Source organism: Brevundimonas sp. NPDC090276 (genome assembly GCF_044772165.1).
Classification (GTDB): Bacteria; Pseudomonadota; Alphaproteobacteria; order Caulobacterales; family Caulobacteraceae; genus Brevundimonas.
In genome coordinates this window covers 915,356-937,170 of sequence record NZ_JBIVYK010000001.1, presented here as the reverse complement: position 1 = coordinate 937,170, position 21,815 = coordinate 915,356, and the positions used below count along the sequence as shown (strand labels likewise).

Genomic DNA, 21,815 nt, shown 5'->3' with positions numbered 1-21,815 from the left:
CGCGCCGCTTCCGGGATGACGAAATGGGGTTAGCCCCCCGTCGCGCCCGCGACCAACAGGCCCAGGATCACGACGACCGCCGCGACCAGGACAAAGAACAGCCAGTTGGGCAATCCGCTGGACGACCGACGGCGCGGCTCGGAAGGCGTGACAGGCGAACGATCGGTCGAGGCACTCATGTTGCCTGTAACCGGATCGCCGCGCCTTGGTTCCGCGTCAGGCGGCGACCGGCAGGACCAGTGGCTTTTCCGTCACGACGAACAGATGCTCGACGTTGCGCAAGCGCCCGACCGCGCCGACCTTTTCGCCCTTCAGGTTGTGGATGCCGATGCGGGCGCCGACGTAGCGGGGGCGCGGTATCTCGACCACCTGCACATGGCCGCGCGCCGACAGCATGGCGACCAGATCGTCGCGGCTCAGATAGCCCTCGTCGTTGAAGCTGACGATCAGGTTGGGCGTTTTCAGCCGTTCGACCACGGATTGCAGGGCCGGGCCAATGCCGGGACGGCTGTTGAACGGGCTCTTGCGGGTCCGCACGTCCACCCGCTTGTTGGCGATCCCGTAAGTCTCGGGCTTGTCCCACAGGATCAGGCTTTCCCAGCAGTGGTAGTTCGCCAGATAGGAGTGCTGGTTGTAGGGCGGGTCCAGATAGACGAGGTCCGCCTCGACTTGATCGGCGATCTCGACCGCGTCCCCTTGGGTGGCCCTGCACGGCCCCGCCGCCACGCCCGGCAGCAGGTCCGGCAGGCGCAGCTCCAGCGGCTTCAAGGCGCGCGGCGCCCACTGCTTCATATAGGCCATCTGCAGGCCCGCGGTGGAATCCACCCGGTCCGCCGCCTCCATCAGGGCGACCAGAACCACGGCCTTCAGTTCCGGCTCCAGCCCCATGGCCTCGATGCGGGTGCGCATGGCGTCGATGCGGGCGCCGTTGTCGGGATGGAAGAAGCGGGCGTCCTCGCAGAAGGCCTTGGTGAACCAGCCCGCCTCGGGCGTCACCGTCCGCAGCTCGGTCAGGATGATCTGGGCCTGCGTTTCCCAGCGTTCACGGTCGGCCTGGACATAGGCCGTGGCGAGCGTGTGGGCGTAGGCGTTGTGGTCGTTGGACCAGACGCGGAACCCCTGTCCCTTCAGGGCGTGGCCGACGCGGGCCGAACCGGAAAACAGGTCGCAGACCGTCCCGCCGGCCGGCAGGGCGGCGCGCACCGCACCCGTGACATGGCCCAGAAGCGCGCGCTTTGAGCCGATGTACTTGATCATTCCGTCCCGTCAGGTCTTCCGGGCGCGCTTCGCCCCTTGCGGAACATGGGCCGGAGCATGGGCCAGACGCAACAGATTCGCGGCCCCCGGCGCGCCGAAAGGCGTTCCGGCCAGGATCAGGATGCGCTGTCCGGCCTCGGCCAGGCCATAGGTCATGGCCGCTTCGACCGCATCGTCGGTCAGGCCTTCCAGCGACGACGGCTGTTCGCCCAGACGCGGCTCCAGCCCCCAGACCAGAGCCAGACGGCGCGCCGTCTCGGGCTTGGGCGTCAGGGCCAGCACCGGTTGCAGCGGCCGCTCGCGCGACATGCGCCGCGCCGTGCCGCCCAGGGTCGTGAACACTACCATGCAGGCGGTCGAGGCGGCTTCCGCGGCCTTCCTCGCCGCCGCCACCAGGGCGTCGACGTCGTGGATATCCATGCCCGCGTGCTCGGCGTCCATCAGGCCCGGCCACAGGGGATCGCGCTCCACCCGTTCCATGATGCGGTTCATGATGGCGACCGACTCCAGCGGATAGTCGCCCGAGGCCGTTTCCGCCGACAGCATCAGGGCGTCCGCGCCCTCATAGACGGCGTTAGCCACGTCGGACGCCTCGGCCCGCGTCGGGGCCGGCGAACTGGTCATGGACTCCAGCATCTGGGTGGCGACGATGGCCGGCACGCCGCGCTGGCGGGCGGCGCGCAGGATCTTCTTCTGGGCGACCGGCACTTCTTCCGGGTCCATCTCCACGCCCAGATCGCCACGCGCGACCATGACGCCGTCGCAGTAGTCGAGGATGCTCTCCAGGTCGTTCAGGGCCTGCGGCTTCTCGATCTTGGCCAGACAGGCCGCCTTGCCGTTCACGATGCGCTTCAGCTCGGCCATGTCCTCGGCCTTCTGCACGAAGCTGAGAGCCACCCAGTCGACGCCGAGGCGAAGCGCGAAGGCCAGATCCTCGCGGTCCTTGGGCGTCAGGGCCGACACAGGGATGACGGCCTCCGGCACGGCCACGCCCTTGCGGTCCGACAGCTTGGAGCCGCTCTCGACTGTCACGTCGGCCCATTCGTCTGTGCGCTCGCCGACCCGCAGGCGGATGCGCCCGTCGTCGATCAGCAGCAGCATCCCGGTGCGCAGGGCCTTGAAGATTTCCGGGTGCGGCATCTGCACCCGCGTCTCGTCGCCCAGGGCCGGGTTCAGGTCGAAGCGCATCTTATGGCCGGGCTTGATGGCGATCTCGACATCAGCGAACCGACCCAGCCGCAGCTTCGGCCCCTGCAGGTCGGCCAGAACCCCCAGCGGACGCCGCAGCGCCATCTCGGCCCCGCGCACGGCCTTGAGAGCCGCCGCGTGATCCTCATGCGAACCGTGGCTGAAATTCAGGCGGAAGACGTCCACCCCGGCCTGGGCCAGCGCCTTGACGGTTGCGGGTGCGCGGCTCGCGGGTCCAAGGGTCGCGACGATGCGCGCGCGGCGGGCTCTGTTCATAGTGTTTCCTCGGCGGCTCTGACGGCCATGCCTCCCTCAGAGGCCTTGTATCCCTTGTGCCAATGAAAAGCCGGGGGCGTAAGACCACGCCCCCGGCCGGAAACACGAGTTTATGAGCGCCGAAACACGATGTTACGGCCCTTAGCCCTATTTGGCCTCGCAACGCCCCGCGGCGAACTGCGGCAGGTCCATGCAGCGACCGTCCACTTCGTCCGTCGGCTTGACCCCGATCAGGTGGGCCAGGGTCGGTGCGATGTCGATGGTGCGCATCGGCAGGAAACGCTCCTGACCATGGGCGCCCGGCCACCAGAAGATGATGGGCACGCGGCGGTCATAGTCCCAGGGCGAGCCGTGGCTGGAAATGGCGCCGCCGACGCGTCCCGATCCGGTCAGACCCGGCTGATAGGATCGCATAATGTCCGGCGAACGCCCGGCCACCGCCGACAGGCGCAGACGCTGGCGCACGCTCAGCTCCTCGGGATTGTCCGAGGCGGGCAGCGGCTCGGCCAGCAGTTCATCGCGCGACACGGCCAGGGCCACCTGGGGCTCGGCGTTCAGCAGTTCGACGGCGGCGGCCAGGACCTGGCTGCGCAGCGGCTCAGCCAGCGACTTGTGATCGGCCCCGACCACGATCAGCCCGCCCGCCGAGGAGACCAGCGGATTGGCGTCCAGCTTGAACCGGGCCTTCAGCGCGTCATTCACGCGCGGCATCAGGGCGCGATCCACGCGGCCCGCCGCCGGATAGCCCTCGACCGAGGAGCGCTCGGGGAAGTCCGACCCGCCGTGGTCGGCGGTCAGGGTGACGATCACCCCGCCGGGGATGGTCGACAGCTTGTCGAGGAAGACGCCCAGGGCCGCGTCGAGACGCAGCATCTGCTCGCACATCTCGGGGCCCTGCGTGCCATAGCCGTGGCCGATGCGATCGGTGGCCGACAGGCTGACGCCCAGCATGTCGGTGACGCCGCGACGGCCCAGTTGCTGCTCGTCCAGCAGCACGGCGGCGCCCTGCAGCGTCAGTTCATCCAGCATCGGCGAGCCGTCGATGGTGTCGTCGGCGGGCGGCAGGGTCGAGTTGAAGGTCTGGCCGCCGATGACCCACTGGCCTTCCAGACGACGGCAAGCGTCGTGCTGATAGGTCCAGGTCGGCATCTGACGCGTGAAGCGGTCGATCATTCGCGCATTGATCGCCGCCACCGGCGCCAGCCTGGCCTCGGCCGACTGGCCCGGCTCGACATAGGTGGTGAAGCCGAAACCCTCGGTCAGCCAGAAGGCGCCGTCGGCCTTGTGACCCGCCAGGTTGATGGCCCCGCGATCCTTGCCGGAAATGCCGAAGACGCGGCTGTTGGGGCTGACCGTCTTCAGCCAGTCGCCCAGGGTCGAGGCCTTCAGCTGGTCCGGGCCGACCGGGCCGTTGTCGGTGTTCTTGCCGTGCGCCAGGGTGTTCTGCGGCGCGGCCAGGCAATAGGTCTCCTGCCCTGTCGTGGTGTCGATCCAGTCGTTGGCAGGGATGCCGCTGTGCGTCGGATGGACGCCGGTCAGGACAGTCGAGTGACCGGCGCAGGTCACGGTGACCCCGTGGGTCTGATAGCCGTTGATCGAGACCATGCCCTGATCGGCCAGGGTCTTCAGTCCGCCGGTGAACTGGCTACGGTACTGGTTGAACAGGTTGGCGCTGAACTGGTCGATCACCAGGGTCACCACCAGGGCCGGGGCCGCACGTTCGGCGGAAGCGGCGCTAGCAACCGGCTGGGCCGCCTGCTGCGCCATCGCCGGAAGGGCCGCACCCGCCATAAGGGCGAGCGCCAGGGTCGGAGCCAGTACGCGGCTAAAGATCATCTTGAACACCGGAAATACGACAGGATGCAGGGTGACTACCTCCCTAGCGCAACCGTGCCAAGACAACCGGCCGACCTTGACCAAGGCCGCCCGTTGCTCTCGGCCTCCGACACACTTGATACCCCACACACCAGAACAAATGAGAGACTCATGTTAGGCAACCAACATGAAAAAAGAATGGGTTCAGATAGTAGTCGCCGTCGCGGTTATAACCACCACAGGTGCGGCTATCGTATTCGTAGAGCGCGGTATCGACATTGGCACTCTTGGTGAATGGGTATCGGGCCTAGGCTCAATTGGAGCAGTCGCCATTGCATTATGGATCGCTGAAAGCCAGCGAAAGCATGCAACGCAACAATTTTCAGACGAGCGCGATCACGCAAATAAAGCGGTCGAGGAAGACAGGCGATACCAGGCCAAACTCGCATCTATGTCCTCAGAAAACGAAGAAAAACAGAGACGAGAATCACAATTTCGGCGCGTAAATTGGGTCGCCTCACACGTCGGAGGAGGAATTCACTACGCAAAATCCATGTTAACGGAAATCAAAAACAACACAGTGCGTTCAGAAGATATTGCTAAATTCGCACTACGTTCTCGCGCATTCAGCCTGGCATCCCAAACGCTGAGCACGGTTGGCCCCGATACATTTGACGACTACGAACTTTCATCCTCAGCCAATAACGTGGTTTCAGCATGGTTGAACATTAGTCAGCCATTTGAATGGTATATCGACAATCAAGGAGTCTCGTTTGATCAGCTGGAAGAAAAATTCGACTTCGTACAATGCAAAGCGGCTTTGGTTCGCTTTACCGCACTCGGCCTCGAACTCTTACCCGAATGGACGCCTGAAGAGGCAAACATCAGAGCCGAGAAATGGTATGATGATTTAATGGCTTAAGAGTTGGTGCGAGCGGCGGGGGTCGAACCCGCAAGACCGAAGTCGGCAGATTTTAAGTCTGCTGCGTCTACCAGTTTCGCCACGCTCGCGGCCTCAGCCCCTCAAGGCTTGGCTTCTGTAGCCGCCGAACGCAGGGCGCGGAAGTCCACATCGGAATCGGCGATGAGACGCACCAGCGCGGCCCAGGCTGCGACGTTCTGGGTCATCTGCGCCGGGTCGATCTTGTCCAGGGTGTCGTCGGCCGTGTGGTGCAGGTCGAAGTAGCGCGTGCCGTCCTGCGCCAGACCGAAGACCGGGACGCCCGCCCCGGCCAGCGGGCCGATGTCCACGCCGCCGTGCAGTTCCGGCTCGCTCGACGGCAGGACGCCGATCGGGCGCAGCACCCGCGCAGCGATCCTGGCGAAGTCGCTGCCTTGCGCACCGGGCGGCAGGCCCAGGGCGTAGATGCGGTCGGCGCCGAAGTCGCTCTCGCCGGCGATGACGTGCTTCTCGACGCCCGCCGCGCCGATGTTGCGCAGGTAGGCGCCGCCGCCGTTGCCGGTGTCGGTCGGCTGGGCCACTTCTTCCGATCCATAGAGGACCACACGCACGGTGCGGCCCGGTCGGCCCTGCTCGGCGATCAGCTTGGCCGCAGCCAAGGTTATGGCGCCGCCCGCTGCATCGTCGATGGCCCCGGTGCCCAGGTCCCAGCTGTCCATGTGCGAGCCCAGGACAATGATCTCGTTCGGACGCGTCGCGCCGACGATGTCGCCGATCACGTTCTGGCTACGGGTCTCATAGGTGTGGGCGGTGGATTTCAGGCGCAGCCGCACCGGCTCGCCCATCTTCACCAGCCGCGCGATCTGGTCGGCGTCAGGCGCGCTCAGGGCAAAGGCCGGCAGCGGCACCTTGCCCTCGACATAGCGGGTGGTGCCGGTGTGCGGCATGCGGTGCTCGTCCGAACCGGCCGAACGCATGACGAAGGCCACCGCGCCGCGCTTGGCGGCCTCGGTCGGGCCCAGACCGCGAATGCGCGACAGCGAGCCATAGCCAGAGCCGTCCTGCATCCGCACCATCTGGCCGCCGTCGACCACGGCGATCTTGCCGTTCAGCGACCCGACCGGCGCGGCCAGCAGGGCGTCGAGACCGTCGAAGAAGACCACGTCGGCCTCGATGCCGTTGGCCGGCGTGGCGATGGAATGGCCCAGGGCGGCGGCGACCAGTTTCTGCGGACGGGCGCCCAGCAGTTCGGCGCTCTCTTCACCCCGCTCCCAGCCCACCAGCGGGAACTGTTCGATGCGGACGTTCTGGAAGCCGTGAGCGCGCATGTAGTCGGCGGCCCAGTCGGCGGACGCCTGTTCCGAGCGCGACCCCGCCGGGCGGGCGCCGAAGCGGGTGGTGATCTGGGTGACGTAGTCGAGGGCGATGTTGCCCTGGAGCGCCGTGTCGCGCACCTGTTCGGCGGCGCGAATGGTCTTGGCGTCCTGCGCCAGAACCGGCGTGGCGATCAGGCCGAGCGCCAATGCGCTGGCGGCCATCAGACGGGCATTGAACGACATGGAGCGCCTCCCAGACTCACTCAAAGAGGCGGCACGTTAGCGGGAGGGACCTGTGACCGAAAGCCTCAGGTCCCCGCCAAAATCACTCGCCCTTGAGGAAGGGCTCGACCGGGCCCTGCAGCTTGACGGTCAGGGCCTTGCCGCGACGGTCGACGCGGTTGCCGACGGCCAGGCGGACCCAGCCTTCCGAGACGCAGTATTCCTCGACGTTGGTCTTTTCCTCGCCCTTGAAGCGGATGCCCACGCCGCGCATCAGCAGGTCGGCGTCGTGGAAGGGGCTGTCGGGATCGACCGAAAGGCGGTCAGGCAGGGCGTCGGACATGGAGGGCTCTCGCGAAAATCGAAGCGCGCTGAATAGCGGCGCGCGGCCGGGATGCCAACCGCGCCTTTCCGCAGGGCGCTCTTGCTACTGGACCGACTGGCGCGCGGCGGCGGGCTGTCCGGCCTCGGACGCGGGCGGCGCATAGGGGCGCGGACCGGCCTCGGCGGCGGCCGCTGCGGGCTGAGCCGCAGGGCGCGCGGCCGGACGCTGCGGCGCCGGGCGCGGCGCCGGGCGCGGCGCAGGTCGGCGCGCGGGTTGGGCTGCAGGTTGCGCTGCAGCTGGCTTCTCAGCCGCCGGCGCCGCCGTACGGGTCGGGGCTGGAGCCGCCGCCGGAGCTGCAGCCGTCGTCGGAACGGCAGCCGGGGTCGCAGGCGAAGCGCCCGCCGTCGCGGCGGCGGCGCGGGCGGCGAACTGCTGGGCCTGGAAACGCTTGGCCAGCTTCTCGGTCAGTTCGCGGGCGCCGGCGGGCGGCATCTGGGCCATGATGGCGGCCAGGGTGCGGGGGCGCATGGCGGCGGCGACCGGCAGGCGCACGCTGTCGTCCAGGGTGTTGAAGACGGCCGCCGCCTCCTTGGGCCGCATGGCGGAATAGACGGCGACCAGACGATCGGTCTCGGCCTTTTCCTTCTCGTCGACCTGACCGACCAGGACGGCGATCTCGCCCTTCAGGGCTTCCAGCGCCTGCAGCTTGGCGTCCAGCTTCTGCTCGGCGGCGACCATCAGCGGCAGGGTGGTGGCGAAGTCGGCGTCGCGGGCGTCCAGGGCGTCGCGGCGCTTGGACAGGGACTGGATGATGCGCAGTTCAGCCGGTGAAATGCCCGCCTGCTGGGCCAGTTGTTCCGGCGTCAGGGCGCAGACTGCGGGAACCGGCTTGGCGGCTGCGCCCCCGCCCTCGCCGGGCGTCTCGGCGGTGACGGCTTCCTGGGCCCAGGCGGTCGCGCCCTGGAACAGTTCCGGCGCCACGCCCGCCGCGCGCACGGCCACGACCCCGCCGATGGCGACGGCGATCAGGGGCAGAAGACGGGGCAGCTTGCTCATCGGTGGCACTCGGTAAGGCGGTTCAGACGTCGCACAGTCATAGGGGCTGCAAAAACACTTCGCCCCTCAAGTCCTCCGCGGCCGCGCCTCGGACATAGGGGCCACTCATCAAGCAGCGAAAAGATCTTCGTCCAGGCTACGACGGGCGCGGTTTAGGCTCTGTTGCGCAGCATGGTTAGCGGCCAAGGCCTGACGCACCGGGGCGAAGGTTTCGGCGGGCGCGGCAGGCGCGGGCGCCGGACGCGCGGCCGGCGCCTTCATCACGGCGCGCGCGCCCTCGATCCGCTCCATCAGCGAGGCCATGCGGCGCGCGCGGGCCTCGTCGTCCAGCAGGGGCGCGACCGACGACGCCGGAACCGTCAGCTCCAGCGGCGGCTCAGCCGGGACCTCGACCTGGGCCCGGGGCGGCAAACCGGCGGGGGCGCGGGCGATCAGCACCTCCAGTTCCTGCTTCACGGCGCGTGCCTTGATGATCCGGTCGTGCAGGAGATCGGTTTCATGGCCCGAGGCGCGCAGCGTCGCGAGAGCCTGTTCGGCGCGTCCAGCGGCCAAGTTCAGCTCGCTCACGGCCGTCGCGAAGGCCAGCTGACCGTCGCGCAGGGCCTTGAGCTTCTTCTCCAGCTTGATGCCGTAGCCGATGGCCGCGACCAGCAGCAGCATGAGGATGGAATCGAGAATGATGCCGGTCATGTCAGCGTTTCCCTCGGCTCAGATTGGCGGCGATGTCGGGGTTGATGGGTCCTTCGACCCGCACGGCGATATGCTGGCCCTTGCGGCCCATCTTGCCGGTCGTCAGCGGGATGGAACCGGCCCGTATCGACACTTCGGAATCCGGCGAGACGTTCAGCATCAGGGTGTCCCCGACCTTGAAGCTCAGCGCCTGGGACAGCGGGATCTGCTGCTCGTCCAGCACGCAGCGCACCTCGGTTTCCGTGGTCCACAGCTCGGTGGCCAGGTGGCCTTCCCAGATGTTGTCGCGGCCGAACTTCTCGCCCATGAACTGCTGCAGCAGCATCTTGCGGATGGGCTCCAGCGTCGAATAGGGCAGCAGCAGCTCGACCCGGCCGCCGCGGTCTTCCATGTCGATGCGCAGCTTGACCAGGATGGCGGCGTTGGCCGGGCGCGCGATCGCGGCGAAGCGCGGATTGGTCTCCAGCCGGTCCAGGGTGAAATGCACCGGGGTCAGAGGCTCGAAGGCCTGACGCGCGTCGTTCAGGATGACCTCGACCATGCGCTGCACCAGCACCCGTTCGATGGTGGTGTAGGGCCGCCCCTCGATACGCAGCGCCGCCGTGCCGCGACGCCCGCCCAGCAGGACGTCGACGATCGAGTAGATCAGATTGCTGTCGACGGTCAGCAGTCCGTAGTTGTCCAGCTCCTCGGCCCGGAACACCGCCAGGATGGCTGGCAACGGGATCGAGTTCAGATAGTCGCCGAAACGGATCGAGCTGATGGTGTCGAGCGAGACCTCGACGTTGTCCGAGGTGAAGTTGCGAAGGCTGGTCGTCATCAACCGCACCAGGCGGTCGAAGACGATCTCGAGCATCGGCAGACGCTCGTAGGAGACCAGGGCCGAGTTGATGATGGCGCGGATGCCGCTCCGTTCGGAGTCGTCGCCGTCGCCCATGTCGAAGCCCAGCAGGCTGTCGATCTCGTCCTGGTTCAGCACGCGCTCGGACAGGGCCGCGCCCATGTCCGCTTCACCGCCGAAGGGATCCAGTTCGTTCTCGGCCGCCAGGGTGTCGGTCATGCCTACTGCACCAGCATTTCTTCGATCAGCACGGCGTCGACCTTGCCGGGGGCGGCTATCAGGTTGACCCGGCGCAGGATCTCGGCGCGCAGCTGATAGGAACCGGCCGAACCGGCCAGGTCCTCAGGACGCAGTTCGCGCAGGAAGCCCTGGAACATGTCCTGCATCCGCGGGGCCTCGCCCTGCAGGTGCGACGCCAGCTCGGCGTCCTTCATCTCCAGGGTCAGCTTCAGCTTCAGATAGGTCGGACGACCGTCCGGCGACTGAATGTTCACGATCATGTCGGGCAGGGTGTAGAAGGTCACGCCGTCTGGGCCGGCCGCGATCGTACCCGCCGCCGGATCGGCCTCGCCGTCCTTGCCGCCGCCGTGGTCGCCGCCCTTCTTGGCCTTTTCTTCCTTCTTGGCCGGCTCCGCGTGCTCCCCCGCCTCAGCCTCGGCCGGTTTGGGCTTCATCAGCAGGAAGGCCGCAGCCCCACCGCCGCCCAGCACGACCAGGGCCGCCGGGATGATGATGAACAGCAGGGGCAGTTTCTTCTTGGCTGGCGCGCCTTCGCCGCCCTCGCCGTCCAACACCGCGGGCAGGTTGGCGTCGTCGCCGCCCGGCGCCGCATCCTTCTTCTTGCCCAGCTTCAGCTTCAGCATCCGCACGTCGCCCCGATCATCACAATCATCCTGATGAGGCGATTTTGGTTAACGAGGCGTTTACGATCGGCAAATCCTGCCGGGCGCCAATAGAGCCGGATGCGCTCAAATCCCCGCCACGACTGGATTAACCCTGTTGGCACGGTCGTTGCGACGAGATCGGCGAAGGAGCCGCACTCGTGGAAAACGCCGCCTACATCGGATTGTCCCGTCAGATGACGCTTCGCCGCGAGCTCGACATCGTGGCGAACAACGTCGCCAACGCCGACACCACCGGGTTCAAGGTCGAACAGCTGATGGTCGGGACCGAGGTCGGTCAGCGCGCCCGCAACGACAACATCCGCCCCTCGGCCAGCTTCGTGCTGGACAAGGGCGTGGGCCGCGACTTCGGCCAGGGCTCGATGAAGCAGACCGGCCGTTCGCTGGACTTCGGCATCGAGGGCGAAGGCGCCTTCTTCACGGTCCAGACCGCGACGGGCCCAGCCTATACCCGCGACGGCGCCTTCACGACCAACGCCGAAGGCGTGCTGATGACCCAGCAGGGCCTGCCGGTCCTGGGCGACGGCGGCCCCATCACCCTGGACCCCGAGCGCGGCCCGGTCACCGTCGGGCCCGACGGCACCATCAGCCAGGAAGGCCAGCCGGTCGGCCGCCTGAACGCCGTCCGCTTCGACGCCTTGTCGGTGCTGCAAAAGAGCGGCGACGGTCTCTATCGCAACACCTCGAACGCCCAGCCCCTCGACGCCCCGGACGTGCAAATCCGCCAGGGCATGCTGGAAGGCTCGAACGTCAACACGCTTCAGGAAATCACCAACCTGATCGAGATCAACCGCGCCTACGAGCGCGTGACCAAGATGATCGAAAACGCCAACGACCTGTCACGCCGCTCGGTCGAGCGGCTGGGCCGGATCAGCTAGTTAGGACGCCCGAACGATGCGCGCTCTCAGAACCGCCACCTCCGGCATGCTGGCCCAACAGCTGAACGTCGAGGTCATCTCCAACAACATCGCCAACATGAACACGGTCGGCTTCAAGCGTCAGCGGGCCGAGTTCCAGGACCTGCTGTACCAGAACGTCGAACGCATGGGCGCGCAGTCCTCGTCGCAAGGCACCGTCGTCCCCACCGGCATCCAGATCGGCGCCGGTGTGAAGGCCGGCAGCGTCTACCGCATCACCGAACAGGGCAGCCCGACCCGCACCGGCAACCCCTACGACATCGCCATCGACGGCAAGGGCTACTTCCAGATCACCATGCCCTCGGGCGAGATCGCCTACACCCGCGCTGGCAACTTCGCCGTCAACGGCGAGGGTCAGCTGGTCACCGAAGACGGCTATGCGGTCGAGCCGGCCATCACCATCCCCCAGGACGCCATCGACGTCTCCATCTCCAAGTCGGGTCAGGTCCAGGTCACGACCCAGGGCCAGACCGCGCCCCAGGTGGTGGGTCAGCTGGAACTGGCGACCTTCTTCAACGAGGCGGGTCTGGAAGCCATCGGCGACAACCTGCTGCTGGAAACCGCCGCCTCGGGCGCGGCCACCATCGGCGCCCCGAACGAGGTCGGCTACGGCCACCTGATCCAGGGCTACACCGAAGCCTCGAACGTCGACGCGGTCAGCGAAATCACCGCCCTGATCGTGGCCCAGCGCGCCTATGAGATGAACTCCAAGGTCATCACCACCGCCGACGAGATGCTGTCCGTCTCGGCCCAGGTGAAGAGCTAAATCATGAAGCGCGCCCTGATCCTCGCCGTAGCCCTCGCCGCCTTCGCCGGTCCCGTTCTGGCCGGCCCGGTCAGCCTGCTGCCCGACCCCGTCGACGACGACGGCCGCGTCACCCTGGGTGAGCTGTTCGACGACGCGGGCGCCGCCGCCAGCATCGTGGTCGGCCAGCGCCTCGGGGCCACCGCCGTCTTCGAGGCCAGTCAGATCCAGGCCGCCGCCCGCCGCGCCGGTCTGGACTGGGCCAACCCCCAGGGCCTGCGTCGCATCGTCGTGCGCGAAGGCGGCGCCGCGCCCGCTGAAGCCGCCGCCCGTCCCGCCGTCGCCACCGTGGCCTCGCGCCCCGGCGCCACGGTCGAGGTCCTGACCTACGCCCGCAGCCTGGCCGCCGGCGAGATCGTCCAGCCGTCCGACGTGGTCTGGTCCACGGTTCAGGCCCATCAGGCCCCGGCCGGCGGTCCCCAGGACGCCGATCAGGTCGTCGGTCTGTCGGCCAAGCGCGCGCTGCGCGCCGGCGCCGTCGTGACCAGCCGAGACCTGGCCTCGCCCCAGGTCATCGCCCGCAACGACATGGTCGAGGTGGCCTACAGCGTCGGCGGCGTCGAGCTGACCGTCACCGGCAAGGCCACCCGCAACGCCTCGGCGGGCGAGCCCCTGCCCGTGCTCAACGTCCAGTCGGGCCGCACCATCGACGCGGTGGCCATCGCCCCCGGCCGCGCCGTCGCCGGGCCCGCCGCCCAGATGACCCGCGCCAATCCCCAACAGTTCGCCGCTCGCTGAGAGATCCCGTCATGCGTAAAGTCCTGATCCTCGCCGCCGCCGCTTCCGCCCTCTCGCTCGGTGCCTGCTCCACCATCACGGAGACGGTGAAGGGCCCCGAACTGGCCCCGATCGGCTATCCCGCCGCCCTGGTCCCGGTCGAACAGGCCTATCTGCCGACGCCGACACCCGCATCGGCCAACAGCCTGTGGCGCACGGGGGCGCGCAGCTTCTTCGGCGATCAGCGCGCCCGTCGCGTCGGCGACATCCTGACGGTCAACATCGACATCAACGACCGCGCCCAGACCCAGAACTCGACCCAGCGCGCCCGCAACAACAGCATTTCCGGCGGGGTCACCAACTTCTTCGGCCTGGAGAACAGCCTGGGCCGCGCCTTCCCCGGCGGCTTCGACCCGGCCAAGATGGTCGGCACCGAAGGCGAGGCCAACTCGGCCGGATCGGGCAGCGTCAACCGTTCGGAACGCGTCAACCTGACCGTGGCCGCCGTGGTCACCGCCGTCATGCCCAATGGCAACATGGTCATCCAGGGTCGGCAAGAAGTGCGCACCAACCGCGAGGTCCGCGAACTGACCGTCGCCGGCATCGTGCGACCCGAGGACATCTCCTCCGCCAACACCATCGCCCACACCCAGATCGCCGAGGCGCGCATCAGCTACGGCGGTCGCGGCGACATCAGCCGGATGCAGTCCACCCCGGCGGCCCAGTCCCTGGTGGAGCGCTTCAGCCCGTTCTGATCGCCGTTCGGCGAGCGTGTTTTTGCGGTGACTCGTCACCACGGAATCGCGCTCGCTCAAGCGGAGCGGTGAACTCTTAACAAGCGACCCGCGTTTGCTCTGTCGAACGCGAGTGATTTGTAATGTTGAAGTCCCTGCTTCCCGCCGCCGCCGCTCTCAGTCTTGCCGCCCTTGCGGGACAGGCCATGACCACAGCTCCCGCCCTGCCCGGACAGGGCGCGGCAGGCTGGCATCTGCTGCATGAAGGCTCGATGGCCAAGCTGGCCTACGGCCTGCCGGATTCCGATCAGGTGGCCCTGATGCTGACCTGCTCGCCCGGCGACCGGACCGCCGTCGTCTATGGCGACACCCAACCGCGAAGCCCGGCCCTGATCCCCGCCGCCACCGGCCCGCAGTTGATCGATCCCCTCTCGGACGGCGAAGCCTTCGAGACCCGCCTTCCCCTGAGCGACGCCGCCCTGACCGGCCTGGCGCGCGGAGGCCGCATGGCGGTGCAGAGCGAGGCGGGCGAGAAGCAGTTGCGCGCCAGCCGCGCCGAACGCCGCATGGTTCAAGGCTTCCTCAGCTATTGCGCTTCCAGCCACGCCTGATCAAAGTCCCCGCGAACCCATCAGCGGGGGCTGAACCATGACCACCTTGCTCGGGCTTGCGCTCGCCCTGACGCTTCAGACCACACCGACGCCGGCCACCGAGGCCTGGACCTGGACCCTCTATGCCGACAACGGGCCGCTGGTGCTGGCCAACGAGATTCCTGACACCCCGCGCCTGCGCACCACGCTGGAATGCGCGCCCGGTTCCAGCATCGTGCGGCTGACCCTCTATGATGCTGCGCCGGCCGAGGGCATCGCCGTCATCACCTCGGGTGCCGCCTCCGCCAACGCCGAGGCCCGCCCCCGGCGCGGCCAGTTGCAGACCATGCTGCGCGCCGACCACCCGGTCTTCGCCGCCTTCCTGGCCAGCGGGAAGCTGCAGGTCGCGGTCGGCGAACAGACGTCGCCGGTAGAGATCGACCGGGCGAATCTGTCCAAGCTGCGCCGGTTCGCCGAACTCTGCACCGGCTGAGGACCACCATGCGCCTGATCGTCTGGACAGCTCCCGCCCTCGCGGCGCTCGCTCTCGCGGGTTGCGCCCCCACGCTGAAATCCGAGTTCGCCGGCGCCTCAAGCGGCGCCCCCGTCCCCGTCGCGGGCTACGACTGGCACCTGAATGAAGACGCCGAAGAGGCCAGCCTGTCCTACGGCATGGCCGAGACCGACGACGTGCCTCTGGATCTGTCGTGCCGCCCCGGCACGGGCGCCCTGCAAATCCTGCAGACCGTCGCCGAGGGGCACCCCAAGGTCATCGCGCTGGAATCCGGCGGCGACACCGAGACCTATCCCGCCCAGGCCGAGCCCTCGGCCATGCATGACGGCCTCGATCTGACCGCCGTCGCCCGCACCACCGACCCGGTCTTCCTGCGCTTCCGCAAGCTGGGCTGGCTAGCCACCTATGGTCCCGACTACCGCACCCCGCTGGCGGCGCAGCACGGCTCGGCTCCGCAGATCGACCGCTTCTTCACCCTCTGCGGCTGAGACGCGCCGACATAGCTTGACCGTCAGCGCGCGCGCCTGTCTCCTCCCTCCCGCTTGAGGGAGGACAGTATGGACAAGCAATTTCTGACGGGCCGGCTTCTGATCGGGGCGGCTCTGGCGGCCTTCATGACTGCGACGCCCGCACTGGCCGAGAACGCCCAGACGCGTCCCGCCGCCGTGACCACGCCCGCCGCCGCCGCTCTGGCCGGCGTCCTGGCCGACTATGAAGCCTATCTGCGCCGCGTCGATCCGATCAGTTCGGGCATGGACGGCGACCGCGACGCCCTGTCGCGCCTGCCCGATCCCAGCCGCGCCGGCGATCTGGCGCGTCAGGCCCCGCTCAAGGACCTCAGGGATCGGCTGGACGCCATCGACGCCGCCGCGCTCGACGCCGACGGGCGCCTGAACCATGCCTTCAGCCGCTATTTGATCAATCGCGAGCTGGAGCGGATCGCCCTGGACCCGTCGCGTCTGGCCTTTGATTCTGAAGGCGGCCCCGGCCAGACCCTGTCCTATCTCGCCGCCTCCACGCGCATCGCCAGCCGCGCCGACGCCGACGCCTGGCTGGCCCGGCTGGAAGCGGCCCCCGCCTATTACGACGCCGGCATCGCCAACGCCCGGCGCGGCCTCTCGACCGGCTTGGTCCAGGCCCGTTCCGTGGTCGAAAGCGCCCTGGGCCAGGCCCAACGCGACGTGACGCCCGGTCCCGATGGCGATGTGCTGATGAAGCCCTTCGCCGCCTTGCCCACCAACATCCCACCGGCTGACCAGGAGACCCTGCGGCAGCGCGCCCGCGCCCTGGTCGAAGGCCCCATCACCGCCCGTCGTCAGGCCTGGCTGGCCATGCTGCGCGACGACTATTTGCCCAAGGCGCCGACCGAGCCCGGCATGGTCCACCGCCTCGGCGGCAAGGACCTCTACGCCTTCCTGGTGCGCAGCGACACGACCACCGACCTGACCCCGGATCAGGTGCATCAGATCGGTCAGGAAGAGGTCGCCCGCATCCGCGCCCGAATGCAGGATGAAATGCGCGCGGCCGGCTGGACCGGCGACTTCGCCGGCTTCCTCCACTTCCTGCGCACCGATCCGCAATTCTACGCGACCAGCCGCGAACAACTGATGGAAAAGGCCTCCGAGATCGCCAAGCGCGCCGACGACGGCCTGCCCGCCCTGTTCGGCACCCTGCCCCGCCTCCCCTACGGCGTGCGCCCCGTCCCGCGCGAGATCGAGGAGACCTACACCACCGGCCGCTACAATCCCGGCTCGATGCAGAACGGCGTGGCGGGCGGCTATATCGTCAACACGTCGAAGCTGGACCAGCGCCCGCTCTATGAACTGCCAGCCCTGACGGTCCACGAAGCCGTCCCCGGTCACCACCTGCAGATCGCCCTGCAGCAGGAGGCGGCGGATCAACCCTACTACCGTCGCGGCGCCGACGTGACCGCCTTCATCGAGGGCTGGGGCCTCTATTCAGAGTTCCTGGGCGAGGAGATGGGCATCTATCGCACCCCCTACGAACGCTTCGGCCGCCTCAGCTACGAGATGTGGCGCGCCTGCCGTTTGGTGGCCGACACTGGCCTGCATTGGCTGGGCTGGACTACGGAACAGGCCCGCGCCTGCTTCCGTGACAACTCGGCCCTGGCCCCGCACAACATCGAGACCGAGCTGCAGCGCTACATCGGCTGGCCTGGTCAGGCCACGGCCTACAAGATCGGCGAAATCCGTCTGCGCCAGATCCGTCAGAAGGCCGAACGCGAACTGGGCGACCGCTTCAACGTGCGCACCTTCCACGACGCCCTGCTGGTCGACGGCCCCCTGCCGCTGGACCTGCTCGACGCCCGCATGGACCGCTGGATCGCCGAGCAGAAGGCCAAGCCCGCGACGTAACTAAAGCCCTAGTTCCGCCCGCGCCTTCTTCGTCAGCTTGCCGGCGATGATGGCGTGGGCGGACTTGATGTGGTCCGCCAGCTCCTCGTCCGCCCAGTCGTCGATCTGCGGCAGGTTCACCCACTTGGCCCGCGCCATATAGGGCGCCGGCCGCGCATGGCCGCTCTCGGTCAACACCTCATAGGCGATGTCCGAGACCTTGAACGACACGCCGCCGGTTGCCCCCACCATGACGAACATCTTGCCGCCGACCTTGTAGGCGTCGTGATCGTCTCCGAACGGATGGTCCAGCGTCGCCCCCGGCAGCGCCAGACAAACCTTGCCTACCCCCTCCCGATCCATCCTAGGCTTCCACGCCCACGCCGATCGGGCAGACCACGCCGGTCCCGCCGATGCCGCAGTATCCGGCCGGGTTCTTGGCCAGATAGCCCTGGTGATAGTCTTCGGCGAAGTAATAGGGCCCAGCCGGTTCGATCTCGGTCGTGATCGCCCCCCGCCCCGCCACGCTCAGCGCCGCCTGATAGGCGTCGCGCGAGGCTTCCGCCTCCGCCTGCTGCGCCTCGTTCAACGTGTAAATGGCTGAGCGGTACTGCGTGCCCTGATCGTTGCCCTGACGCATGCCCTGTGTCGGGTCATGGTTCTCCCAGAAGGCCTTCAGCAGATCGCCGTAGGAAATCACCCTGGGATCGAACACCACCTGCACCACCTCGGTGTGACCGGTCCGACCCGAGCATACCTCCTCATAGGTCGGGTTGGGCGTGATCCCGCCGGCGTAGCCCGCCGAGGTCACCCAGACGCCCGGCAGTTGCCAGAACACCCGCTCCACGCCCCAGAAACAGCCCATGCCGAACACCGCCGTCTCGAACCCGTCGGGATGCGACCCCTTCAGGGCATGACCCAGAACGAAATGATTCTCGTCGGTCGCCAGCGGCGTCTCGCGCCCCGGCAGAGCCGTCTCAAGGGTCGGCAGTTCGGACGCTTTCTGGAGCAACATCAGAATTCTCGCTGAATCGGGGGCAAAATCCACTTCTCCCCATATGGGGCCTCAGACAGCGCTTGCCGAGGGGGTCAGGCTGTTCTATCAGCCTCGCTCCGCTGGATCGACCGTCCAGCGGCTACACGGCGACGTCGTGGAAACGGACAGGTGGCGGAGTGGTCGATCGCGCACGCTTGGAAAGCGTGTGTAGGTGAAAGCCTACCGAGGGTTCGAATCCCTCTCTGTCCGCCACCACCATTGCATCGACAAAAACACATACACGCGGGCCAAACTTTCACACGGTTTCGACGGCGTGACTTCCGTACGGCTCCGGGCTAAAGCCTCCGCAAAACAATACCGGCTCAGGAGACTACCCATGGCGCGCATCACGCTGCGACAACTGCTCGACCACGCGGCGGAGCACGACTACGGCCTGCCCGCCTACAACATCAACAACATGGAGCAGGGTCTGGCGATCATGGAGGCGGCCCATGAGGTCAACGCCCCGGTCATCATCCAGGCCTCGCGCGGCGCCCGCAACTACGCCAACGACATCATCCTGGCCAAGCTGATCGACGGCCTGGCCGAGCTCTATCCGCACATCCCGGTCTGCATGCACCAGGACCACGGCAACGGCCCGGCCACCTGCGCCACCGCCATCCAGTACGGCTTCACCTCGGTGATGATGGACGGCTCGCTCGAAGAAGACGCAAAGACCCCCGCCTCCTACGAATACAACGTCGACGTCACCCGTCGCGTCACCGAGATGGCCCACTCGTGCGGCGTCTCGGTCGAGGGCGAACTGGGCGTACTGGGTTCGCTGGAGACGGGCATGGGCGAGGCCGAAGACGGCCACGGCTTCGAGGGCAAGCTGGACCACTCGCAACTGCTGACTGACCCGGATCAGGCCGTCGACTTCGTCAAGGCCACCAAGGTCGACGCCCTGGCGATCGCCATGGGCACCTCGCACGGCGCCTACAAGTTCACGCGCCAGCCGGACGGCGACGTCCTGGCCATGAACGTGATCGAGGAAATCCACCGCCGCCTGCCCAACACCCACCTGGTGATGCACGGCTCGTCGTCGGTGCCGCAGGACCTGCAGGACATCATCAACGCCTACGGCGGCCAGATGCCCCAGACCTGGGGCGTACCGGTCGAAGAGATCCAGCGTGGCATCAAGCACGGCGTTCGCAAGATCAACATCGACACCGACAACCGCATGGCCATCACCGGCGCCATCCGCAAGGTTCTGGCCGAGAAGCCCGGCGAGTTCGATCCCCGCGCCTATCTGAAGCCCGCCAAGGAAGCCATGCGCAAGCTGTGCATCGAGCGCTACCAGCAGTTCGGCTGCGAGGGCCAAGCCTCCAAGATCAAGCCCCTGTCGACCGCCCAGATGGCCAAGCGCTACGCCGCCGGCGAACTGGACCCGCGCATCGGCTGATCCGCTCTGCCAGCGCCAGGCTGACTGAAACGCCCGCCTTCTCGCCGAAGGCGGGCGCTTTCGTTTTCACCACACGCCGTATCGCCCGCCGATGGCGCCGATCACCGCGCGCGCCTCGATCTCGGCATAGTGCAGCGCTTCTTCGGCCTGCCTTGCATCTCGGCGCGCATCGCGGATCTCTCCGCGCACTTCGCGGATGCGCTCGCGAATGCGTTGGCGCTGCTCGTCGGTCAGGCCTTCCTGGCGCAGTTCCCGCTCCTTGGCCTCCAGCTTGTCCTCGCGGTCGTCGATGCGGCTGATGGCCGAGTTCAACGCGCTTTCCGCCGAGGACACCGCCTGCTCGACGACATAGATCCGCCGCCCGTCCTCATAGGCCGGCACGAAATCGCGCTCCTCCGCCGGGGCGCACACCCCGCCGTAGCTGCTCCCCTGACGCCCCTGTCGGAAGCCGTTCTCCCAGGTGCAATAGGCCCTCAGACCGTCCTCGCGCGACGCCAGATAGGCGCTCATATTCGGCGCCACGCCATATTTGGCGCAGGCCTTGGCGTGGTCGTCCAGACGGCTGACCAGATGTCCGGCGGCCCCGTCACGCCAGCCCTGCCCGCCCCAGTCGCCGACCAGGCACTGGTCCTCGCTCATGGTGGCGCAACCGGACAGCAGGACCACGCCCGTTGCGGCGACAGCGACGGCGATCAGAACCTTCATCTTCAGCCTCTCCCAAGGCGTTTCATGCGGCGGGCAAGGAGCGATGAAGCCTCGCCCCGCAAGCCATGCTATCTCGCCCTATGGCCGATGAACCTTTGCTGACGGAAGACGACGACACGGAAATTCTCGAGGCGCGCATCGACGCGCCCGGCGTCCGCCTCGACAAGGCGCTGGCCGCGGCCTTCCCTGCCCTGTCGCGCGCCCGGCTGCAGGCCCTGCTGGCCGAGGGCGCCGTCACCCGCGACGGCCAGCCGATCACCAGCGGCTCGGCCAAGGCGCAAGCCGGTCTCTACGCCGTCACCCTGCCCCCCGTCGCCCCGGCCACGCCCCTGCCCGAGGCCATTCCCCTGACCGTCCTGTTCGAGGACGCCGACCTGATCGTCATCGACAAGGCGCCCGGCATGGCCGCCCACCCGGCGCCCGGCTGCGAGACCGGCACCCTGGTCAACGCCCTGCTGGCCCACTGCGGCGACAGCCTGTCGGGCATCGGCGGCGTGGCCCGCCCCGGCATCGTCCACCGTCTCGACAAGGACACCTCGGGCGTCATGGTCGCCGCCAAGTCCGACCGCGCCCACGCGGGCCTCTCCGCCCTGTTCGCGACCCACGACATCGAGCGCACCTATATCGCCCTGACGCGCGGCGCCCCCACGCCCGAGAAGGGCCGCATCCAGACCCTGATCGGCCGCTCGCCCCACGACCGCAAGAAGATGGCCGTGCTCAAGGGCGGCGGACGCGAGGCCATCACCGATTATGTGGTCCAGCGCACCTTCGGCCAGCCCGCCAAGGCCACCGGCGCCCCCATGGCCGCCCGTGTCGCCTGCACCCTGCACACCGGCCGCACTCACCAGATCCGCGTCCACATGGCGTCAAAGGGTTCGCCCCTGCTCGGCGACCCCGTCTATGGCTCGGGCAGCCCCGCCGCCCCCGTCCGCGCCGCCGTCGCCGAGGTCGGCCTGACCCGCCAGGCCCTGCACGCCGCCATCCTCGGCTTCGTCCACCCGGTGACCGGCCAGGCCCTGCGCTTCGAGACCGCGCCGCCCGATGATATGCGGCGGCTCGAAGAGCTTCTCGCCGAGCTTTGATACCTTCGCTGCCACCGATTTGATTGGCAACACACACTGTGCTATTAAGCCTTCACTCGGAACGGGTGGCTTGGGAGCCACAGTCACGCCTTCGTGTGACGATCCGCCCCTACACAAGGCGGAAACCCATACCCATCTGGATCGGTTGAGGGGTGAGGCGATGGCGCACG

The 21,815-nt window shown here is 67.8% G+C and carries 24 protein-coding genes and 2 tRNA genes; 12 read left to right on the top strand and 14 right to left on the bottom strand.

The features are described 5' to 3' along the window. Positions 1-29 precede the first annotated feature (29 nt). From ACIQTU_RS04530 to ACIQTU_RS04515, 4 genes are all read right to left on the bottom strand, one after another. Positions 30-179: a hypothetical protein gene (locus ACIQTU_RS04530; protein WP_296174369.1), complete on the bottom strand. Its 150-nt coding sequence runs from the start codon at positions 177-179 to the stop codon at positions 30-32. Between the two features lie 37 nt (positions 180-216). After that, a complete protein-coding gene (locus ACIQTU_RS04525; protein WP_400542942.1) occupies positions 217-1,257 on the bottom strand; it encodes a DNA adenine methylase in 1,041 nt (346 codons plus the stop codon). A 9-nt stretch (positions 1,258-1,266) separates the two neighbouring features. After that, complete coding sequence (pyk, locus tag ACIQTU_RS04520; protein WP_400542939.1) at positions 1,267-2,721, bottom strand: pyruvate kinase; 1,455 nt, start codon at positions 2,719-2,721, stop codon at positions 1,267-1,269. Positions 2,722-2,868: 147 nt separating this feature from the next. Next, positions 2,869-4,557 (bottom strand): alkaline phosphatase family protein, encoded by a 1,689-nt coding sequence (locus tag ACIQTU_RS04515; protein ID WP_400542936.1) that lies wholly within the window; start codon positions 4,555-4,557, stop codon positions 2,869-2,871. A 166-nt stretch (positions 4,558-4,723) separates the two neighbouring features. Here ACIQTU_RS04515 and ACIQTU_RS04510 point away from each other — a divergent pair, with 166 nt between their 5' ends. Next, positions 4,724-5,458 (top strand): hypothetical protein, encoded by a 735-nt coding sequence (locus tag ACIQTU_RS04510; RefSeq protein ID WP_400542933.1) that lies wholly within the window; start codon positions 4,724-4,726, stop codon positions 5,456-5,458. A gap of 4 nt (positions 5,459-5,462) precedes the next feature. On the opposite strand, the gene ACIQTU_RS04505 is transcribed toward ACIQTU_RS04510, so the two are convergent. The 7 genes from ACIQTU_RS04505 to ACIQTU_RS04475 form a co-directional block, all read right to left on the bottom strand. After that, a tRNA-Leu gene (locus ACIQTU_RS04505) sits at positions 5,463-5,547 on the bottom strand. 12 nt (positions 5,548-5,559) lie between these two features. After that, positions 5,560-6,996 (bottom strand): M28 family peptidase, encoded by a 1,437-nt coding sequence (locus ACIQTU_RS04500; protein WP_400542930.1) that lies wholly within the window; start codon positions 6,994-6,996, stop codon positions 5,560-5,562. 82 nt (positions 6,997-7,078) lie between these two features. Continuing rightward, a complete protein-coding gene (locus ACIQTU_RS04495) occupies positions 7,079-7,318 on the bottom strand; it encodes a DUF3297 family protein (RefSeq protein WP_312063422.1) in 240 nt (79 codons plus the stop codon). 84 nt (positions 7,319-7,402) lie between these two features. Continuing rightward, positions 7,403-8,356, bottom strand: coding sequence for a MotE family protein (locus ACIQTU_RS04490; protein WP_400542927.1), 954 nt, complete (start codon positions 8,354-8,356; stop codon positions 7,403-7,405). Between the two features lie 108 nt (positions 8,357-8,464). Continuing rightward, positions 8,465-9,046: a DUF6468 domain-containing protein gene (locus ACIQTU_RS04485; protein ID WP_400542924.1), complete on the bottom strand. Its 582-nt coding sequence runs from the start codon at positions 9,044-9,046 to the stop codon at positions 8,465-8,467. Position 9,047: 1 nt separating this feature from the next. Next, positions 9,048-10,106 (bottom strand): flagellar motor switch protein FliM, encoded by a 1,059-nt coding sequence (gene fliM, locus ACIQTU_RS04480; protein ID WP_400542921.1) that lies wholly within the window; start codon positions 10,104-10,106, stop codon positions 9,048-9,050. Between the two features lie 2 nt (positions 10,107-10,108). Next, a complete protein-coding gene (locus tag ACIQTU_RS04475) occupies positions 10,109-10,750 on the bottom strand; it encodes a flagellar basal body-associated FliL family protein (RefSeq protein ID WP_400542919.1) in 642 nt (213 codons plus the stop codon). A 179-nt stretch (positions 10,751-10,929) separates the two neighbouring features. Between ACIQTU_RS04475 and flgF the strand changes: the two genes are divergently transcribed. The 8 genes from flgF to ACIQTU_RS04435 all read left to right on the top strand — a co-directional run bounded on the left by flgF (position 10,930) and on the right by ACIQTU_RS04435 (position 17,441). Beyond that, the gene (gene flgF / locus ACIQTU_RS04470; protein WP_400542916.1) at positions 10,930-11,667 is read left to right on the top strand and encodes a flagellar basal-body rod protein FlgF; all 738 of its coding nucleotides are present in this window, start codon (positions 10,930-10,932) and stop codon (positions 11,665-11,667) included. A gap of 16 nt (positions 11,668-11,683) precedes the next feature. Beyond that, the gene (gene flgG, locus ACIQTU_RS04465) at positions 11,684-12,472 is read left to right on the top strand and encodes a flagellar basal-body rod protein FlgG (RefSeq protein WP_400542913.1); all 789 of its coding nucleotides are present in this window, start codon (positions 11,684-11,686) and stop codon (positions 12,470-12,472) included. A 3-nt stretch (positions 12,473-12,475) separates the two neighbouring features. After that, the gene (gene flgA, locus ACIQTU_RS04460; RefSeq protein ID WP_400542910.1) at positions 12,476-13,249 is read left to right on the top strand and encodes a flagellar basal body P-ring formation chaperone FlgA; all 774 of its coding nucleotides are present in this window, start codon (positions 12,476-12,478) and stop codon (positions 13,247-13,249) included. A gap of 11 nt (positions 13,250-13,260) precedes the next feature. Then, positions 13,261-13,983, top strand: a complete 723-nt coding sequence (gene flgH, locus ACIQTU_RS04455; RefSeq protein WP_400542907.1) for a flagellar basal body L-ring protein FlgH — start codon at positions 13,261-13,263, stop codon at positions 13,981-13,983. 185 nt (positions 13,984-14,168) lie between these two features. Further along, positions 14,169-14,573 (top strand): hypothetical protein, encoded by a 405-nt coding sequence (locus tag ACIQTU_RS04450; RefSeq protein ID WP_400542905.1) that lies wholly within the window; start codon positions 14,169-14,171, stop codon positions 14,571-14,573. Positions 14,574-14,610: 37 nt separating this feature from the next. Beyond that, positions 14,611-15,045 (top strand): hypothetical protein, encoded by a 435-nt coding sequence (locus tag ACIQTU_RS04445; RefSeq protein ID WP_400542902.1) that lies wholly within the window; start codon positions 14,611-14,613, stop codon positions 15,043-15,045. Positions 15,046-15,053: 8 nt separating this feature from the next. Beyond that, a complete protein-coding gene (locus ACIQTU_RS04440) occupies positions 15,054-15,554 on the top strand; it encodes a hypothetical protein (protein WP_400542899.1) in 501 nt (166 codons plus the stop codon). Positions 15,555-15,623: 69 nt separating this feature from the next. Beyond that, positions 15,624-17,441 carry a DUF885 domain-containing protein gene (locus tag ACIQTU_RS04435; RefSeq protein WP_400542896.1) on the top strand — a complete coding sequence of 606 codons (1,818 nt, stop codon included), beginning with the start codon at positions 15,624-15,626 and terminating at the stop codon, positions 17,439-17,441. Here the strand turns inward: ACIQTU_RS04435 and ACIQTU_RS04430 are convergent, their stop codons facing one another. Both ACIQTU_RS04430 and msrA read right to left on the bottom strand, forming a co-directional pair. After that, positions 17,442-17,783 carry an MmcQ/YjbR family DNA-binding protein gene (locus tag ACIQTU_RS04430; protein ID WP_400542893.1) on the bottom strand — a complete coding sequence of 114 codons (342 nt, stop codon included), beginning with the start codon at positions 17,781-17,783 and terminating at the stop codon, positions 17,442-17,444. A 1-nt stretch (position 17,784) separates the two neighbouring features. Further along, positions 17,785-18,435 (bottom strand): peptide-methionine (S)-S-oxide reductase MsrA, encoded by a 651-nt coding sequence (msrA, locus tag ACIQTU_RS04425; RefSeq protein ID WP_400542890.1) that lies wholly within the window; start codon positions 18,433-18,435, stop codon positions 17,785-17,787. A 144-nt stretch (positions 18,436-18,579) separates the two neighbouring features. On the opposite strand from msrA, the gene ACIQTU_RS04420 reads away from it, so the two are divergent. Further along, positions 18,580-18,669: transfer RNA gene (locus tag ACIQTU_RS04420), tRNA-Ser, on the top strand. 124 nt (positions 18,670-18,793) lie between these two features. Beyond that, positions 18,794-19,858, top strand: a complete 1,065-nt coding sequence (gene fba, locus ACIQTU_RS04415) for a class II fructose-bisphosphate aldolase (RefSeq protein ID WP_400542887.1) — start codon at positions 18,794-18,796, stop codon at positions 19,856-19,858. 66 nt (positions 19,859-19,924) lie between these two features. Here the strand turns inward: fba and ACIQTU_RS04410 are convergent, their stop codons facing one another. Then, positions 19,925-20,563, bottom strand: coding sequence for a DUF2799 domain-containing protein (locus ACIQTU_RS04410; RefSeq protein WP_400542884.1), 639 nt, complete (start codon positions 20,561-20,563; stop codon positions 19,925-19,927). A gap of 80 nt (positions 20,564-20,643) precedes the next feature. On the opposite strand from ACIQTU_RS04410, the gene ACIQTU_RS04405 reads away from it, so the two are divergent. After that, positions 20,644-21,645 (top strand): RluA family pseudouridine synthase, encoded by a 1,002-nt coding sequence (locus tag ACIQTU_RS04405; RefSeq protein WP_400542881.1) that lies wholly within the window; start codon positions 20,644-20,646, stop codon positions 21,643-21,645. Positions 21,646-21,815 lie beyond the last annotated feature (170 nt).

Excerpts from the sequence above, each read along its gene's own strand:
- ACIQTU_RS04530 (WP_296174369.1), bottom strand. The coding sequence starts at position 179 with ATGAGTGCCTCGACCGATCGTTCGCCTGTCACGCCTTCCGAGCCGCGC.
- ACIQTU_RS04525 (WP_400542942.1), bottom strand. The coding sequence starts at position 1,257 with ATGATCAAGTACATCGGCTCAAAGCGCGCGCTTCTGGGCCATGTCACG.
- pyk (WP_400542939.1), bottom strand. The coding sequence starts at position 2,721 with ATGAACAGAGCCCGCCGCGCGCGCATCGTCGCGACCCTTGGACCCGCG.
- ACIQTU_RS04515 (WP_400542936.1), bottom strand. The coding sequence starts at position 4,557 with ATGATCTTTAGCCGCGTACTGGCTCCGACCCTGGCGCTCGCCCTTATG.
- ACIQTU_RS04510 (WP_400542933.1), top strand. The coding sequence starts at position 4,724 with ATGAAAAAAGAATGGGTTCAGATAGTAGTCGCCGTCGCGGTTATAACC.
- ACIQTU_RS04500 (WP_400542930.1), bottom strand. The coding sequence starts at position 6,996 with ATGTCGTTCAATGCCCGTCTGATGGCCGCCAGCGCATTGGCGCTCGGC.
- ACIQTU_RS04495 (WP_312063422.1), bottom strand. The coding sequence starts at position 7,318 with ATGTCCGACGCCCTGCCTGACCGCCTTTCGGTCGATCCCGACAGCCCC.
- ACIQTU_RS04490 (WP_400542927.1), bottom strand. The coding sequence starts at position 8,356 with ATGAGCAAGCTGCCCCGTCTTCTGCCCCTGATCGCCGTCGCCATCGGC.
- ACIQTU_RS04485 (WP_400542924.1), bottom strand. The coding sequence starts at position 9,046 with ATGACCGGCATCATTCTCGATTCCATCCTCATGCTGCTGCTGGTCGCG.
- fliM (WP_400542921.1), bottom strand. The coding sequence starts at position 10,106 with ATGACCGACACCCTGGCGGCCGAGAACGAACTGGATCCCTTCGGCGGT.
- ACIQTU_RS04475 (WP_400542919.1), bottom strand. The coding sequence starts at position 10,750 with ATGCTGAAGCTGAAGCTGGGCAAGAAGAAGGATGCGGCGCCGGGCGGC.
- flgG (WP_400542913.1), top strand. The coding sequence starts at position 11,684 with ATGCGCGCTCTCAGAACCGCCACCTCCGGCATGCTGGCCCAACAGCTG.
- flgA (WP_400542910.1), top strand. The coding sequence starts at position 12,476 with ATGAAGCGCGCCCTGATCCTCGCCGTAGCCCTCGCCGCCTTCGCCGGT.
- flgH (WP_400542907.1), top strand. The coding sequence starts at position 13,261 with ATGCGTAAAGTCCTGATCCTCGCCGCCGCCGCTTCCGCCCTCTCGCTC.
- ACIQTU_RS04450 (WP_400542905.1), top strand. The coding sequence starts at position 14,169 with ATGACCACAGCTCCCGCCCTGCCCGGACAGGGCGCGGCAGGCTGGCAT.
- ACIQTU_RS04445 (WP_400542902.1), top strand. The coding sequence starts at position 14,611 with ATGACCACCTTGCTCGGGCTTGCGCTCGCCCTGACGCTTCAGACCACA.
- ACIQTU_RS04440 (WP_400542899.1), top strand. The coding sequence starts at position 15,054 with ATGCGCCTGATCGTCTGGACAGCTCCCGCCCTCGCGGCGCTCGCTCTC.
- ACIQTU_RS04435 (WP_400542896.1), top strand. The coding sequence starts at position 15,624 with ATGGACAAGCAATTTCTGACGGGCCGGCTTCTGATCGGGGCGGCTCTG.
- ACIQTU_RS04430 (WP_400542893.1), bottom strand. The coding sequence starts at position 17,783 with ATGGATCGGGAGGGGGTAGGCAAGGTTTGTCTGGCGCTGCCGGGGGCG.
- msrA (WP_400542890.1), bottom strand. The coding sequence starts at position 18,435 with ATGTTGCTCCAGAAAGCGTCCGAACTGCCGACCCTTGAGACGGCTCTG.
- fba (WP_400542887.1), top strand. The coding sequence starts at position 18,794 with ATGGCGCGCATCACGCTGCGACAACTGCTCGACCACGCGGCGGAGCAC.
- ACIQTU_RS04410 (WP_400542884.1), bottom strand. The coding sequence starts at position 20,563 with ATGAAGGTTCTGATCGCCGTCGCTGTCGCCGCAACGGGCGTGGTCCTG.
- ACIQTU_RS04405 (WP_400542881.1), top strand. The coding sequence starts at position 20,644 with ATGGCCGATGAACCTTTGCTGACGGAAGACGACGACACGGAAATTCTC.